Source organism: Leptolyngbya sp. PCC 6406 (genome assembly GCF_000332095.2).
Lineage (GTDB): Bacteria > Cyanobacteriota > Cyanobacteriia > Phormidesmidales > Phormidesmidaceae > PCC-6406.
Genome location: NZ_KI913949.1, coordinates 1,385,420 through 1,399,902, shown reverse-complemented (window position 1 = coordinate 1,399,902; position 14,483 = coordinate 1,385,420). Strand labels below are relative to the sequence as shown.

The 14,483-nt window shown below is 55.1% G+C and carries 8 protein-coding genes; 3 read left to right on the top strand and 5 right to left on the bottom strand.

All coding sequences use genetic code 11. The features are described from left to right. Positions 1–298: 298 nt before the first annotated feature. Entirely contained in the window at positions 299–2,929 is a 2,631-nt protein-coding gene (locus LEP6406_RS0206425) for a tetratricopeptide repeat protein (protein WP_225886441.1), read from the bottom strand. Continuing rightward, entirely contained in the window at positions 2,926–3,387 is a 462-nt protein-coding gene (locus tag LEP6406_RS26825; RefSeq protein WP_008314040.1) for a hypothetical protein, read from the bottom strand. The genes LEP6406_RS0206425 and LEP6406_RS26825 overlap by 4 nt, the downstream gene beginning before the upstream one ends. Positions 3,388–3,852: 465 nt before the next feature. On the opposite strand from LEP6406_RS26825, the gene LEP6406_RS26820 reads away from it, so the two are divergent. Beyond that, positions 3,853–5,592 (top strand): PAS domain-containing sensor histidine kinase, encoded by a 1,740-nt coding sequence (locus tag LEP6406_RS26820; protein ID WP_008314036.1) that lies wholly within the window; start codon positions 3,853–3,855, stop codon positions 5,590–5,592. Here the strand turns inward: LEP6406_RS26820 and LEP6406_RS0206405 are convergent. From LEP6406_RS0206405 to LEP6406_RS26815, 3 genes are all read right to left on the bottom strand, one after another. Then, positions 5,589–6,602 (bottom strand): methyltransferase, encoded by a 1,014-nt coding sequence (locus LEP6406_RS0206405; RefSeq protein ID WP_008314034.1) that lies wholly within the window; start codon positions 6,600–6,602, stop codon positions 5,589–5,591. The two genes, LEP6406_RS26820 and LEP6406_RS0206405, sit on opposite strands and share 4 nt — an antisense overlap. 336 nt (positions 6,603–6,938) lie before the next feature. Then, positions 6,939–7,676 carry an iron-containing redox enzyme family protein gene (locus tag LEP6406_RS0206400; protein WP_008314032.1) on the bottom strand — a complete coding sequence of 246 codons (738 nt, stop codon included), beginning with the start codon at positions 7,674–7,676 and terminating at the stop codon, positions 6,939–6,941. Between the two features lie 708 nt (positions 7,677–8,384). Then, entirely contained in the window at positions 8,385–11,180 is a 2,796-nt protein-coding gene (locus LEP6406_RS26815) for an ATP-binding protein (RefSeq protein WP_008314030.1), read from the bottom strand. A 1,072-nt stretch (positions 11,181–12,252) separates the two neighbouring features. On the opposite strand from LEP6406_RS26815, the gene LEP6406_RS0206390 reads away from it, so the two are divergent. Together LEP6406_RS0206390 and LEP6406_RS0206385 are read left to right on the top strand one after the other, a co-directional pair. Beyond that, a complete protein-coding gene (locus tag LEP6406_RS0206390) occupies positions 12,253–12,822 on the top strand; it encodes a DNA-3-methyladenine glycosylase I (RefSeq protein WP_008314028.1) in 570 nt (189 codons plus the stop codon). Positions 12,823–13,098: 276 nt separating this feature from the next. Next, complete coding sequence (locus LEP6406_RS0206385) at positions 13,099–14,253, top strand: SpoIID/LytB domain-containing protein (RefSeq protein ID WP_008314027.1); 1,155 nt, start codon at positions 13,099–13,101, stop codon at positions 14,251–14,253. Positions 14,254–14,483 lie beyond the last annotated feature (230 nt).

Below are 14,483 nucleotides of genomic sequence, written 5' to 3'. Positions count from 1 at the left end.
TTCTGGCCGTTCCCTTCGACTCCGCTCAGGGAACTGGATGTTTGTATGGAGACAACGACGTAGCAAGCTTTTCAGCTTGTTTCAAGACATAACCTTCCAAGTCGTGTGTAACAAGTGCTTTAAGTAGGGTGGGCACTGCCCACCAACCTGATCGAAGGATCGGGAGTGCTCTGATCGCGAGCCCTCTTAAAGAGGACGGTTGGGATGGGCGGCGGAATACCATTCCGGCGCGGGGGGGCAGCGGTGGGACACACGGCTTTTGCTAAGAGATGCTGATCAACGGTGGGCATTGCCCACCCTACGCTGACTGGGCAACCTTTTGCCGCACAAAATCAAGATTTGCCCGCATGGTCTGAGTGTTGGGATGGTCCGGCCCCAGCAGCCGTTCAATTAACACCAGCGCCCGCTCCAAATACGTTGCCGCCTCGCTGTAGCGCCCTTGGCTAAACCGCAACATGCCCAGATTATTGAAACTGGCGGCCACATCGGGATGCTCGTCACCGAGCAATTTTTGCCTCAAGGCCAGGGCTTGTTGATATAGGGGTTCCGCCTCGGTGTAGCGCCCCTGAGATTCGTAAAGGTACGCCAGATTATTGAAACTGGAGGCCACATCGGGATGCTCGTCGCCGAGCAATTTTTGCCTCAAGGCCAGGGCTTGTTGCAAGAGCGGTTCCGCTTCGCTGTAGCGCCCCTGAGAGTCGTAAAGTGCCGCCAGATTATTGAAACTGGAGGCGACATCGGGATGCTCGTCGCCGAGCAATTTTTGCATCAAGGCCAGGGCTTGTTGCAAGAGCGGTTCCGCTTCGCTGTAGCGCCCCTGAGATTCGTAAAGGTACGCCAGATTATTGAAACTGGTGGCCACATCGGGATGCTCGTCGCCGAGCAATTTTTGCCTCAAGGCCAGGGCTTGTTGATAGAGCGGTTCCGCCTCGCTGTAGCGCCCCTGAGAGTCGTAAAGTGCCGCCAGATTATTGAAACTGGAGGCGACATCGGGATGCTCGTCGCCGAGCAATTTTTGCCTCAAGGCCAGGGCTTGTTGATACAGCGGTTCCGCTTCGCTGTAGCGCCCCTGAGAGTCGTAAAGGTACGCCAGATTATTGAAACTGGAGGCCACATCGGGATGCTCGTCGCCGAGCAATTTTTGCCTCAAGGCCAGGGCTTGTTGATACAGGGGTTCCGCTTCGCTGTAGCGCCCCTGAGAACGGTAAAGGTACGCCAGATTATTGAAACTGGTGGCCACATCGGGATGCTCGTCGCCGAGCAATTTTTGCATCAAGGCCAGGGCTTGTTGATAGAGCGGTTCCGCTTCGCTGTAGCGCCCCTGAGAGTCGTAAAGTGCCGCCAGATTATTGAAACTGGAGGCCACATCGGGATGCTCGTCGCCGAGCAATTTTTGCCTCAAGGCCAGGGCTTGTTGATACAGGGGTTCCGCCTCGCTGTAGCGCCCCTGAGAACGGTAAAGTCCCGCCAGATTATTGAAACTGGAGGCCACATCGGGATGCTCGTCGCCGAATTTTTCTCTGGCGAAAGACAAACAGCGGGTACGCCAGGGTTCCGCTGCGCTGTAGAGTCCTTGGCCCTGATAGAAGCGGCCTAGACCCACAAACGGCCAGATGGCATCTTCGTCAGTCAGCCAACCTTGCCATGTTGTTGCCGCCTCAGCAATATGGGGCACCGCCGCCGCCACCGCCGCAATCTGCCCACGGGTCGGGGTATCGGGGATCTGCTGCGCCACCGCCACCATCCCCTCGCAGTAGCGCCGCTTCAGCTCCTCCACCTGCGCCGCCGCCAGCGTCTCCGGCCCCCACAGCCGCACAAACTCCCGAATCAGCGGGTGCATTTGATACAGCCCCGCTTCCACCCGCTTCAGCAGGCTGCGGTTCACCAGGGCACTGCGCCCCGCTTCCATCGCCTCCTCATCCGCCTCCGGCAGGCAGGGCGACACCAGTTCCCACGGCATCGCCCCATTGCCAAACAAACTCAGGCCATAGGCCAGTTCCCCCTGGGCCGCCGTCAGTTCCGCCACACTCAACTCAAAGGCCGCCGCCACCCCCAGTTGGGCGGTCATGTCGCCGTAGCTGTCGTCCTCCTCTGGCTTCAGCAGCGATCTTGCCCGCACCGTCTGCGCCTCCAGGCGGCGTTGCAGCGTCGGCAGGTCCAGGTCTGGCTGGTTGGCCAGGTAGCGCCCCACCAGTTCCAGCGCCAGGGGTAGCCGCCCCAGCCACTCCACCAGTGCCTCTGCCTCAGTCCGCACCGCCTCGATGCGCTCCTGCCCCGCCAGCGACCCCAGCAGGGCCAGGGCGGGCTCCAGATCCAGTACATCCAGTTCCAGGGTCGTCACCGAGGGGCCAAACCGCCGCCGCGAGGTCAGCACCACCCGGTAGCGATCCTCCGTGGGGGGCAGGTAGGGGCGCAGGGCGGCGTAGTCCGTCACATCGTCAAACACCACCAGCACCCGCCCTGGTGCGTCCTGCTGCGGGGGCCAGTGTCGCCAGCAATAGGCCACCTGCCCCGCCAGGTCTAGGTTGTCCGGTGGGGTCAGCCCCAGTTGGGCCTGGGCAAAGGTCACAATTTGGGTACCCAGGTCCACCCCCCGCCCCTCAATCCAGAGAATGCCATCCGGGTAGGTGCCCGCCGCCAGGTTGGCCAGGGCATAGCGCAGGGCCAATTCCGATTTACCAATGCCCCCCATCCCCTTCAGCGCCGTAATCAGCAGCGGCCCGCTGCCCTGGAGTTGAGCCGCCAGGTTGGCCAGGGCATCTTCTCGCCCCACAAAGGCCAGGGCACCGCTGGGCTTGAGGGTGTTGGGCGTGCCCTGGGGGGAGGGCATGGGTTGTCCGTGGTAATGGGTACCGCCGAAGTAATTGGTGTTGTGGGGGCCGGTGGTGACTTGGTAGTTTTCACCGCCCTGGTTGGTTTGGGTGCTCATGCTCCCCCATGACGATGCTCGCCGCCAAAGAAATTGGTGTTATTGGGGCCGGTTTTGGTCTGGTAATTGGTGCCGCCGTAGTTGACCTGGGTCATGGTGCTGTCGTCATCAATTTGCAGCAGGGTAATCTCCTGGGCCAATTGCTGCACCGAAGCGGCAAACTGGGGATCCTCCACCATCGCCACCTGCAAATAGCTTTCCACCTTCTGCAAGTCCGCTTCGCTGCCCCGCTGCTCCGCTAGGGCTTTGATCGAGGTCTCCGCTGAGGGATTGCCCCGGAGCTTTTGCCAAATGGTTTTCCGCAGGGCATTCAGCTTTTCTGCCGCCGCCTTGGTGGCCGCCCCGGTGAGGGCTTTAGCCGCTTCGCCTGCCCCCGCTTCTAAAAAAGCCTTAAAGGCAATAGAGGCAATCACACTGGCGGTTAAGGGGTCGCTCATGGCTAGGGGATGGCTCAGCATGGGGCAAAATCCCCTCTAAAGTAGCCTTTTACTCACTCTCCCGGCCATAGGGCTCCTCAGTGCGTATTCGCCTAACTTCGGCACCCATCTCGATTGCTGCCTCCAAATGCTGTATCGCCCCCCTTAGTCCCCCCAATTCTGGGGGGAGACCAGCGTTCGATGTTGCTGAGCGCAATGCAAATGGGTAATCTAGCCTTGAGGAAATCGCAGAAAAATAAGGTGCCCGTTGATCGGGCTTTCTCCCTTCGGGAGACGCTGGCTTTCTCCTTTCGGGAGACGCTGGCTTTCTCCCTTCGGGAGACGCTAAAGCGAACGACTCCGCTCAGCCAGCGGAAGAGAACGACTTCGCTCAGCCCTCGATCACTGAAGGTTGAGCGGAGTCGCAACCGGGCTACTTGGTACGCTATTAAGCCGCAGATCCCTAATCCCTGTTTGTCTTGACCATTGTTGTTTGCTAAATCGCTAATGTTGCCAGATCACCCTTGGGGTAACCAACTGATCAGCTCAGAATTAACACAACGGTTTCTGTGCTATGCCCCTGTGGCGATCGCCATGTTAGACAGTAACCTTAATTACTTGTTTGTCAGTCAGCGGTGGCTCGACGATTGCGATTGCAGTGATGACCTCACCGGGCAAAACCACCTAGACAGGGCTGGCCATCAAGTGGGGGAATGGCCGCTCATCTACCAGCGCTGCCTACGGGAAGATCGAGAGATCTGCCGAGAAGAATTTACCGAGGTCGGTCCCAAAACCACGGGCTGGCTCAAGTGGCGACTTGCCCCATGGCGCGATCAAGATGACGCGGTGGGCGGACTTTGCGTGATTCGGGAAGATATTACGGCACAAAAACGGGCCGAGGCGGTTCGTAGTGGCAATACCAGTTCCAGTAGTCTTGAAACTGCTCTGGCTCAGAGCGAAGCTAAGTTTCAGCGGATGATCGAATCGGCCAATGACCTGATTTATATGATTGGCCTTGATGGTGCCTTTACCTATCTATCACCCCAATTCAAAGCCATGTGGGGCTATGAGCTGGAAGAATTTGCCGACAAGTCTTTTGCTGAAATCGTTCATCCCGAGGATCTTCAGCAGGTGATGACCTCTGCCCAACATGTGATGCAAACGGGGCAGAAAGATAATGGGCTCGAGTTTCGCACTCAGCGCAAGGATGGCTCTTGGTGCTGGATTATCTGTAATAGCTCCCCCATGTTTGATGCTGAGGGGCACCCTATTGGCCTACAGGGGATCGCTCGGGATGTCAGCGATCGCAAAAAAGCAGAAGAAGCCCTGCGGGCCTCAGAAATTGCCCTGCGGCAAAAAGCTCAGGATCTAGAGGTCACTTTGCAAAAACTACAGCAGACCCAATCCAAGCTGCTTCAGAGCGAGAAGATGTCATCTCTGGGGCAATTAGTGGCGGGTGTTGCCCACGAAATCAATAACCCCGTTAATTTCATCAACGGCAACCTCAACCATTCCAAAAACTATATTCAGGACTTGTTAGGTTTACTCAGTCTGTATCAAACCCATTACCCCACCCCAGCCCCAGAGATTCAAGCGGAAATTGAGGAGATCGAGCTCGACTTCATGGTGGAGGATTTAAACAAATTACTCACCTCCATGAAAATCGGGGTGGATCGCATTAGCCAAATCGTCCTGTCCCTAAGGAATTTCTCCCGCATGGATGAGGCCGACCTCAAAACCGTCAATCTCCAAGAGGGAATCGAAAGTACCCTGATGATTTTGGCTCATCGCCTCAAAGCCAACCCCAAGCGGCTTGCCATTCAAGTCCATAAAGACTATGGTGACCTCCCTTTGGTTGAATGTTTTCCAGGACAGCTCAATCAAGTCTTCATGAATATTTTGGCGAATGCCATTGATGCCCTAGAAGAGCAGGAGAGTAAACGCACCGATCCCAAAGCGTCCATCCCCAGTCAAATTCAGATTCGTACTGAGGTTACTCCAGACCAACAGGCCCGCATCACCTTTATTGACAATGGCCCCGGTATACCAGAAGCGGTGCGCGAGCGCCTGTTTGATCCCTTCTTTACGACTAAACCCGTTGGCAAAGGGACTGGTATGGGCCTTTCCATCAGCTACCAAATTGTTGTCGAACAACACAATGGCACCCTGACCTGTAACTCCCACCCAACGGGTGGCACAGAATTTGTCGTTACGATTCCGCTGAAACAGACGGAAGCCCGCACCTAAGGCTTAACCCCCGTCACGAGACTCCAGTACCCGCTGCTAGGAATAATCTCAACCTCAATAAACCCCTGTTGCTTTAGGAGCTGCACTAGCTCTATATCGCTATATTGCTGGCCTTCGGTCCAGAGCAACATCGCCGTATTGTAATTGGCCACCGAGATCGGGCCGGTTTTATTCGCGTTGAGCAACATCTCATGGATGATAATGCGACCACCGGAGGGCAATTGCTCAAAGCTCTTAGCGGTCAAAAATGCGCCCTTTTCTGGTGGCCAATCGTGGTAGATATCGGCATAGAAATGGACATCAGCATCGGGGAATGGGGTTTCCCACATATCCGTCGGCTGGGTGGTAATTCGCTGCTGTAGCTGATGGCGTGCAATCACCCCATCCGCCACTTCACACACGGGGGGCAAGTCGGCCACCACCGCTCGGAGTTGCTTCCATTTGAGGACCGCTGCGATCGCATGGGCACCAGAACCCCCGCCCACATCCAGCAGCATCTGATGACCGGAGAGATCCAATAGCTCAACCCACTCCAAGGCAGCGGCCATGCTGTGGCCATGCATCGCCAGGGTAAATGCCTTTGCTAGCTCCGCCTGTTGCTGATGGGAGGCAAACAAATCCCCATCGGTATAAACCTGAGCCGCGTTATCTGTAATCGCTTTTTGCAAGCTGTCATAGGTATTGACCGCATGGTTAGCCGTGACCATGTCCAAAAAACCCCCAAAATAAGTAGGGCTGCCCTCCAGCAGGTACTCCTCTGCAAAGGTAGTGAGGCTGTAATGGGCTTGATCGACCTTGATGAAGCCCATAGAGGCGACCGCTGTCAGCATGGCCTGGGTGGGTCGTAGGGCAATACCGAGTTGGCTGGCAACTTCCTCAAGGGTTTGAGGTTGTTGTGCCAGTAGTGGAAACAGCTTGCGATTGTGGGCCACTAGCAGCATGTGGTTGCTGAAATGCCCCAGCACAATATCCCAAAGGTCGCTGTCATCGGTGGTAGATCGCTTTAACATCGGTTTCCGGAAAATCGAACGACGAGGACTAACCTTAGTTCTGTTTATGGCAGCCTGAGAGAATGTCTGAGAAGTCGAGTATGGGTGCTGAAACCCTTATTCTTTCGTCATACCCCAGTGCTGAAATCCTTACTCTTTTGTAGGCAACCATCCTTTTCAGACACCCTCTGAACCATATCTGCAATCTCTTCAATAATCTAAATGTCTGACATTAGTAGGTAGGTGCGACCCATGGCTGTGCCAAAGAGCTGAGGTTCAAAGTCACTTGATTTTGCCTCCTCAACTCTTTGGACATAGCAACGGTATGACGATCAAATAACCGTACTAAACGTTGGATCAAGCACTGACTGCAGAGACCAGCTCAGGTTGTTCTTGAGCTTGCCAAGGCTGCTGATCAAGCTCAAGCAGCATGTAGTCAAACATGGCTACTAGCTGCTTAAAGATCAACTCAAAGTTGTACTTAACAATGTCAATGTCAGCTTCGGATTGTGTATTTCTGCCAATCACCTCTAACAAATCAGACTGATGTTTCGGATCAAGCTCACTATGGATGTAGAAATACTCGATCGCTTCATCGGAGATGGCCGGGAAGGTCTTTTTAAGACCCTTGATATACTGTGGGAACAAATCAGGTAAGACTGTTTCAATGGCCAGGAACCGGGCTAGGACTCCGGCAAAGGGTTCATCGCGATTAACCAAAAACCGCTTAAAGGCGAGGGCTGAAACTCTGTCACTGCCGTCATCTTCGTGAACAGAGATATTTTTGCAACCAATGGCTTTCATGAAGTTCATATACAGCTCAACATGGGTTGTTCCAGGCTTCAAATAACCATGTTCACTGTAAACATTGTCTAGCAGAATAACCCGATCCTGCACATCGGTAGCCATTGATACAGCTAGGATAAACGATGTATTAAACCGATTTGAACCGGGCAGCATTTTCTTGGCCCACCACTGAATTTGACCAGCAGTGAATCCCCCTTTTGCAAACCGCACCATAAAAGGATGGGCGCAAAGGTTGTAGGATTTAGCGATCGGATTCAGGTGTTCCAACAAGATATCAGGGGTCATCATTTGGTGAATTCTCCACATAAGACAAAAACCCCGGCTATGCAACCCTTCAGAAAGATGCAACCCTTCAAAAAGTACTCAGCCGTTAGGACTATGCAAGCAAAAATGGTACTTCATTGCCATCCGTACTGCAAAATAACAATTGGTAACAATTGACAGTGTTTTTCCCGTGCTTTTATCTAATTTGGGTGAGTTTATAGGGATGACACAGTTATTTAAGAATGTAGCAGGATAATCGCATCTGAAATGTATAAAGCGAACTTGACAAGAGCGCGATTCTCCAGTCTTGCATAAAGTCTATAGTTCAGAGGGTGTCTGAGAAGTAGAGTATGGGTGCTGAAACCCTTCTTCTTTCGTCATGCGCCAGTACTCATATTCCTGAAAGCCTTCGTAGCGTGGGTAGAGCGAAGCGTAACCCACGGAGCAAGAGGCTGACTCAAAGCCCATGCAGGATTGCTATACCCTTTTCAGACACCTTCTCAGCGGGATGGCACCTATATCTCCGACCCGGCTATGAGCCAAGCACTTACCCACACACATAAAGACGAGGCAGAGCCTCGTGCAGAGTTCCCAGGCAGAGCCTGGGAACCAGGAACAGAGTCGTTATTTCCACAGGGGACTTTCACCACTCCTCCCCACAAAATTTGTCCCGCTTTGAGTTAATACCCTGCGATTACCCTGAATTAGGGCGGATATTTTCCAGAAATCACCCTATGCGATCGCAACTGCCGTAGGAGCCGCCGCCAGTGTTTGGGGTAGCCAGAGAATGAAGGTGGCCCCCGACCCTGGCGTACTCTCGACGGTAAATCGGCCCCGGTGTTGCTCCACCACCACTTGATAGCTGATGGAGAGTCCCAACCCCGTGCCCTTGCCAATGGGCTTGGTGGTAAAGAAGGGGTCGCAGAGGCGATCGCGCAATTCGGTGGGGATGCCCAAGCCATTGTCACCAATGCGAATTTCCACTCCCGCCTCCCCGTTGTGGGGGGTAGCGGTGGCGGCAATGGTGATCTGAGGCTCTAGGGTGGGATCCTGGTGCATCGCTTCCTCTAGGGCATCAATGGCATTGACCAAGAGATTCATAAACACCTGGTTTAGAGCGGAGGGGTAGCACTCCACCAAGGGCACATTATTGAACTGCTGCTGAAGTGCGATCGCAGGACGATGGCCCTGGGCCTTGAGGCGGTTCTGCAAAATCATGATGGTGCTGTCGATGCCCTCTTGCAGCTTGATGCCTGGGGTCGGCAGGTTGTCCTGGCGGGAGAAGGTGCTGAGGCTACGGACAATCCGATTAATACGTTCCGCCCCCTCCTGCATCGAGGCCAGAAGTCGGGGGAAATCAGCCTGGAGAAAGTCCACATCCACCGCCGCCATTTTTTCCACCAAGTCGGGGGGGGGATTGGGATAGGCTTGGCGAAAGGCAGCCATTAAAGCCAACAGTTCCTTGGCATAGTCCTGGGCAAAGGTCACATTACCGGAGATAAAGCTGACTGGGTTATTAATTTCATGGGCCACCCCCGCCATCAACTGTCCCAGGCTGGACAGTTTCTCCGCCTGCACCAGTTGACTCTGGGTGCGGGTGAGTTCATCCAGAAGTTGCTTTAGTTCCTGGGCTTGGATCCGCAGGGCATCCTCCGCTGCTCGCCGCAGCGTGATATCCCGCAACACCGCTACGTAACTGCCTTCGGTCTCAACTGCCGCCCGCATCTGGACCGAGGGACGGGAGAGGGTCACCTCCACCATCCGCTCCCCCAAGGCCGCTGTGAGGGCTTCTTTCCCCGACTGGGTTTGGGGGGTGAGCGCAATTGGGAGGTCTGGTAACAGAGCCTCCAGGGTCATTCCCCGCAGATCCGTCGCCGTCTGGGCAAACAGGCGTTCACTGGCCTGGTTGGCCTGCTGAATTCGCCCCCCCTCGTCGAGGACCATAATGCCGTCCGCTGCCAGGTTGAAAAACTGCTCTGCTTGCTCTCGGGCGGTGGCTACCGCCGCTACCTGGGGCAACATTGTCCAACCCGCGATCGCAACCCCCACTGAAGCCCCGATCAGCAACACCACTATCAATATATTGCTCTGGGCTTGGGTGGGCAGGGCGTCAACAGCATCATGAATGAGCCAGCTTAGGACAATGGCCCCCGTGATGAGGGCAATGAGCCCACCAATCTGACCCATGATGAAATCGTCACTGCGCTGCACGGCAGTTCCCAAGGGCAACTCGGGGGCTGATGGGGGCAGGGGAATTCGGCCCAGGGTTTGCCCTAAGAGCCATGCGCCTCCCGGCAATGCCAGCCCCAAAACCAGATCCGTCGCCCCCCAAGACCAGCCTCCCGCCCCGATCGCCACGACTTCTAACCCAGCAAATCCCAAGGACCACCAAGGCCAGAGGACATAGTCCTGCTGCCGCTGTCGCCATAACCCCCAATGGAAGATCACAAAGGAGCTCATCCAACCAATACCCGTCACCAGCACAATCTGGGCGATGTCTCCCCACAGTAGACAGGCAATACTCAGGATCAAGGTCAACAGCAGTCCCGGCCCCAACACCCCCTGCCGAGACAATTGGGCAAAGGACGCGGGTAAGTGGCCGTCTAGGGCTAGTTGATAGAGAATTCTGGGACTATTGGACACCGCCGTCGCACAGATCAGCAAACTCCCCACCGCCAGCAAAAAAGTGACAATGAGCGGCGCACTTTGTCCCCAAAAGGGGGATGCCCCCAGCAGTTGTTCATAGGGGGTATTAGCCCCCAAGGCGGGATCCGCCAGCCCCAGCAAAACCCCACTCCCCCCGAGGTACACCAGGGGGATTAGGACCGCCGCCACAGGTAAGACTTGCAGCGTGCGGTGGGGATTGCGGCTATCCGCGACAAAGGCAGCAGCGGTTTCGCAGGCATAGACTGCGTAGGAGGAAATGATGTACCACTTGGCCCAATTGCCCAGATGGAACTGCCCCCAGTCCCTCGGGAGTTCCACGGAATCTACCCACACCAGCCACCCCAATCCCTGAAGGCAAAACAGCAGCATTAGGGCGATCGCGGGGACCACAAAAAAGAGATGCAGGACGCCCAAGGCCCGAGTACCTGTCAGGGCTACGACAAATGCGATCGCAGTAAAGCCTACCTCCAGAACCACCGTAGGACAAGCCAGCCCAAAGGGTTCCAAATTAGCCCGGACTAAATCCGCTAGCACAATGGCACTCACGGGCAGCGCCGACACCCAACTCAGGTAGTAACCCAGGGCTGCATAGGTAGCCAGCCCTGGGCGATCGGGAAGGAGCCGACGAATGTAGCTGGGCGTTCCCCCCGAGAGATCTGCCCAGGTTTCCCCCAGTCGCCGCACTTGGAGATTGATTAATACGCCAATCACCGTTCCCGGTAGCCACACCCACAGAACTTGCGGGCCAAGATCAAGCTGCATCGCCGGAGCCACCCCCAGCCAAAGCAAGAGCCCGGTGAGGCCAAATCCCCAGGTTTCTAATGAACTCAAGCTACGGGGTAGACGGTCAGAAAAAGCCATGAACTAAGCTTGAAGGGCAAAGACTTTGGAGATGCAACCCAGAGACCAGCGGCATTGAGATTAAGTCTCTTCAGATCGCTGTAAACCTTGTTATACCTTAGGTAGGGCAAGATCCTGGGTCTCCTGTAGATTAGGCAATGCCCACCTTAAGCATTCTGTAGGGTAAGCAATGCTCGCCAAATCTTAAGTACCACTGAACCCAGAAAATCCTAAGACCCTACGATATAAATCCCAATATCATTCCGTTACGCAGGCTTCCCTCGGTTGAGTTTAGTACTGCAAGGCAGAACTGATGTAGGGCTGTGCCCGTGCATACCAGGCAGAAGGATGAAACGGGATTCCAGGAAACACAAGAGTGCTTGCTTTAGCAGATGGGTAGGATTTCTGCCAGCCAGTACTAGTACTTGAGATGGCAGAAATCCTGTGTCCATTTCCCCTAGGTGTGGCCTTTCTGCGGTGCCTTGCTTCGCGTTTCACAAGCGACATAAAAGGCAAAGCCACGCTTCAGCGTTATGCACCCTATGAAACCCTGAGAATCAAACTTGTGCTGTACTAGGCCAAGATTTTTCGGTCCCCTCGCCCCCTGGGAGAGGGCTAGGGCTTCGGCGTGAGACTTCGGCATGAGCTCAGCCGAACGGTGAGGGGCCGAGGCGTGCCACGATGGAACGGTTAGAGTATTTCTGTCATTGAGCACTAGGACTCAATGACAGAAATACCTCACCTCATTTGATGCAGCAGGAACCCTCGTGAGACAAGAAACTCCTTTTCATCCTTCTGCCTTCATCCTTCTGCCTTTCTGTACTAGCCTGCGGCAAGGGAAATCAGAACTACGGGGGCTAACCACTACGGGGGACTCATAGGGCCAAATCTGTCCCCTTTCTACAACCCTAGACCTCACTTGTCAGTACAGTCTAAAAGCCTGCTGACAGGGGAATGTCAGCGAATCCGTACTTGCTAGGGGGTAAGATTCTTGGCTGAGGCTGCCACAGAATTTTTATCACCCACCAGAGAACGTTACTTTCCTCTATTCTGCTTTGAGAAGACTAGTCAAATTGTTATATTCATCACACCTATGTCGATTCGCTGCGCCTGGGTCCACGATGATCCTCTAGAAATTGCCTACCACGATCAGGAATGGGGCGTCCCCCTCCACGAAGATCAAGCCCTATTTGAGTTCCTCATCCTCGAAGGCTTCCAAGCCGGACTAAGCTGGCTCACGATTCTACGCAAGCGAGAGAACTTCCGCCGCGCCTTTGATCAATTTGACCCCGCAGTGGTCGCCCGCTACGAGCCCCCGAAACACCAATCCCTTCTGGCGGATGCTGGCATCGTCCGGAATCGACTCAAGGTGACCGCCGCAACCCTCAATGCCCAAGCCTTTCTCCAGGTACAGGAGGAATTTGGCAGCTTTGACGCCTACCTATGGCGATTTGTAGAGGGCAAACCTCAGCAAAATCACTGGGCCACCTTGGCAGACATCCCTGCCCGCACGCCTATATCTGATGCCCTGAGCAAAGATCTCAAACAGCGGGGATTCAAGTTCGTCGGCTCAACAATTTGCTATGCCCTAATGCAAGCCATCGGCATGGTCAATGACCACACCCTGGATTGCTTTCGCCATGGGGAGCTAAAAACTGAATAGCCCCACCAACGCTGAACACAATTTTGTTCAGCATCTCTGCGGTGCATTGCTTCGCGTTTCGCAAGCGACATAATAAGGCGAAGCCGCGCCTTAGCGCTATGCACCCTACAGAACTGCATGGTCCCTTAGGATGAGCAAAATTTTGTTCACCCAAAGGAGGAAAACCTAATGATCCCTTCCGGGAGGCTAGTGATATCTTAGGGGCTGAACTTTCTGTCCATGTGGTCCGTCTAGCCCTTGACGGATGATGTTTGTTCTCCCTTGGGATTCTAAACAATGGTAAGTGCTCTCACTCGCGCCCGTGCCTGGGCTCAAAAGGTTCGTCCCCAGAGCCCGCGCCCTGTGCTCGGTAAAGGACTGACTCTGCTCCTATGGCTGGTTCTCTGTCTGCCCGCCAGTGCCCTGGAATTGCGCGTAGCTATTCGCGAAGGGGCCAGCCAGATTACCGTGGGCACCTCCACCAATGGTACGTTGCGAGACCTCAACGGCAATGCGGTAGGGACCACGCCTGCTGGACGATCCCTCATCGTGCAGGCCCAGGGAAGTCAAGTTAGGGCAGGGGACTGGCAAAGCACCGCCTTTTGGGTTGAACCTGGGAGTGATGGCCATGTCTTTATTGGCGATCGGTGGTATCGGGGTCGGGTGCTGGTGCGCCCTAACGGTAATGGCCTCGCCGCCATTAACTACGTGGACCTAGAGCATTACCTCTACAGCGTTGTGGGGGGGGAAATGCCCACAAGCTGGCCCAGCGAAGCCCTTAAGGCCCAGGCTGTAGCCGCTCGCTCCTACGTGATGTATCACCGCCAGCGGGGCCGCAACCCCCACTACGACATCGGCAATACCACCGCTTGGCAGGTTTACCGGGGTCTGAACGATGAAGCCCTCAGTACCCAGACGGCAGTGGAAAATACCCGTGCTCAAGTTCTGACCCATAATGGTCAGGTGATTGAGGCGGTGTTTCATTCGGCCTCCGGGGGCCATACGGAAAATGTCGAGGATATCTGGAGTCAGCCCCTGCCCTACCTGCGGGGCGTCCAGGATTTTGATGCGGGCAGCCCGGTATACCAATGGACCGCCACATTTTCCCTAGATGAATTTAGCAATCGGGTGCCGGGAGTGGGCAGGCTACAGACCGCAGCCCCCCAGCGCTTGACGCCCCGAGGCCGCGTTGTGAATATGCGTCTAGAGGGTAATGGTGGCTCGCGTGTGGTCAGTGGTAATGATCTGCGCCGTGCCTTGAATCTCCGCAGCACCTTATTTTCCATTGCGGTGAATGGCAGCACGGTGCAGGTATCGGGTCGAGGATTTGGTCACGGGATTGGTCTAAGCCAGTGGGGAGCTCATAATCTCGCCCAGCAGGGCAATTCCTATCAGCAAATTCTGGGTCACTATTACCGAGGGGTCCAACTGTCTCAACTTCAGCCCCAGTAGTCCTCCTATCCAGGGATCACCATCGGTGGGGAGTGTATGGGGATGTTTTCCAGACATTCCCTAGGATTCTCAGGAAATTCTCAGGTCACCTTCAGCGGTTAGGGCGGAGGTGTCGTGTTGACTGGAATGGGGCAATGTTTTGCCGTAGCCAGTTCAGTAAGAACTCCCTTAATGTTGGTGGGGATTGTCAGATTTTCCTCGTTCTCAACCGGAGGCCGGGAACCGCCAAC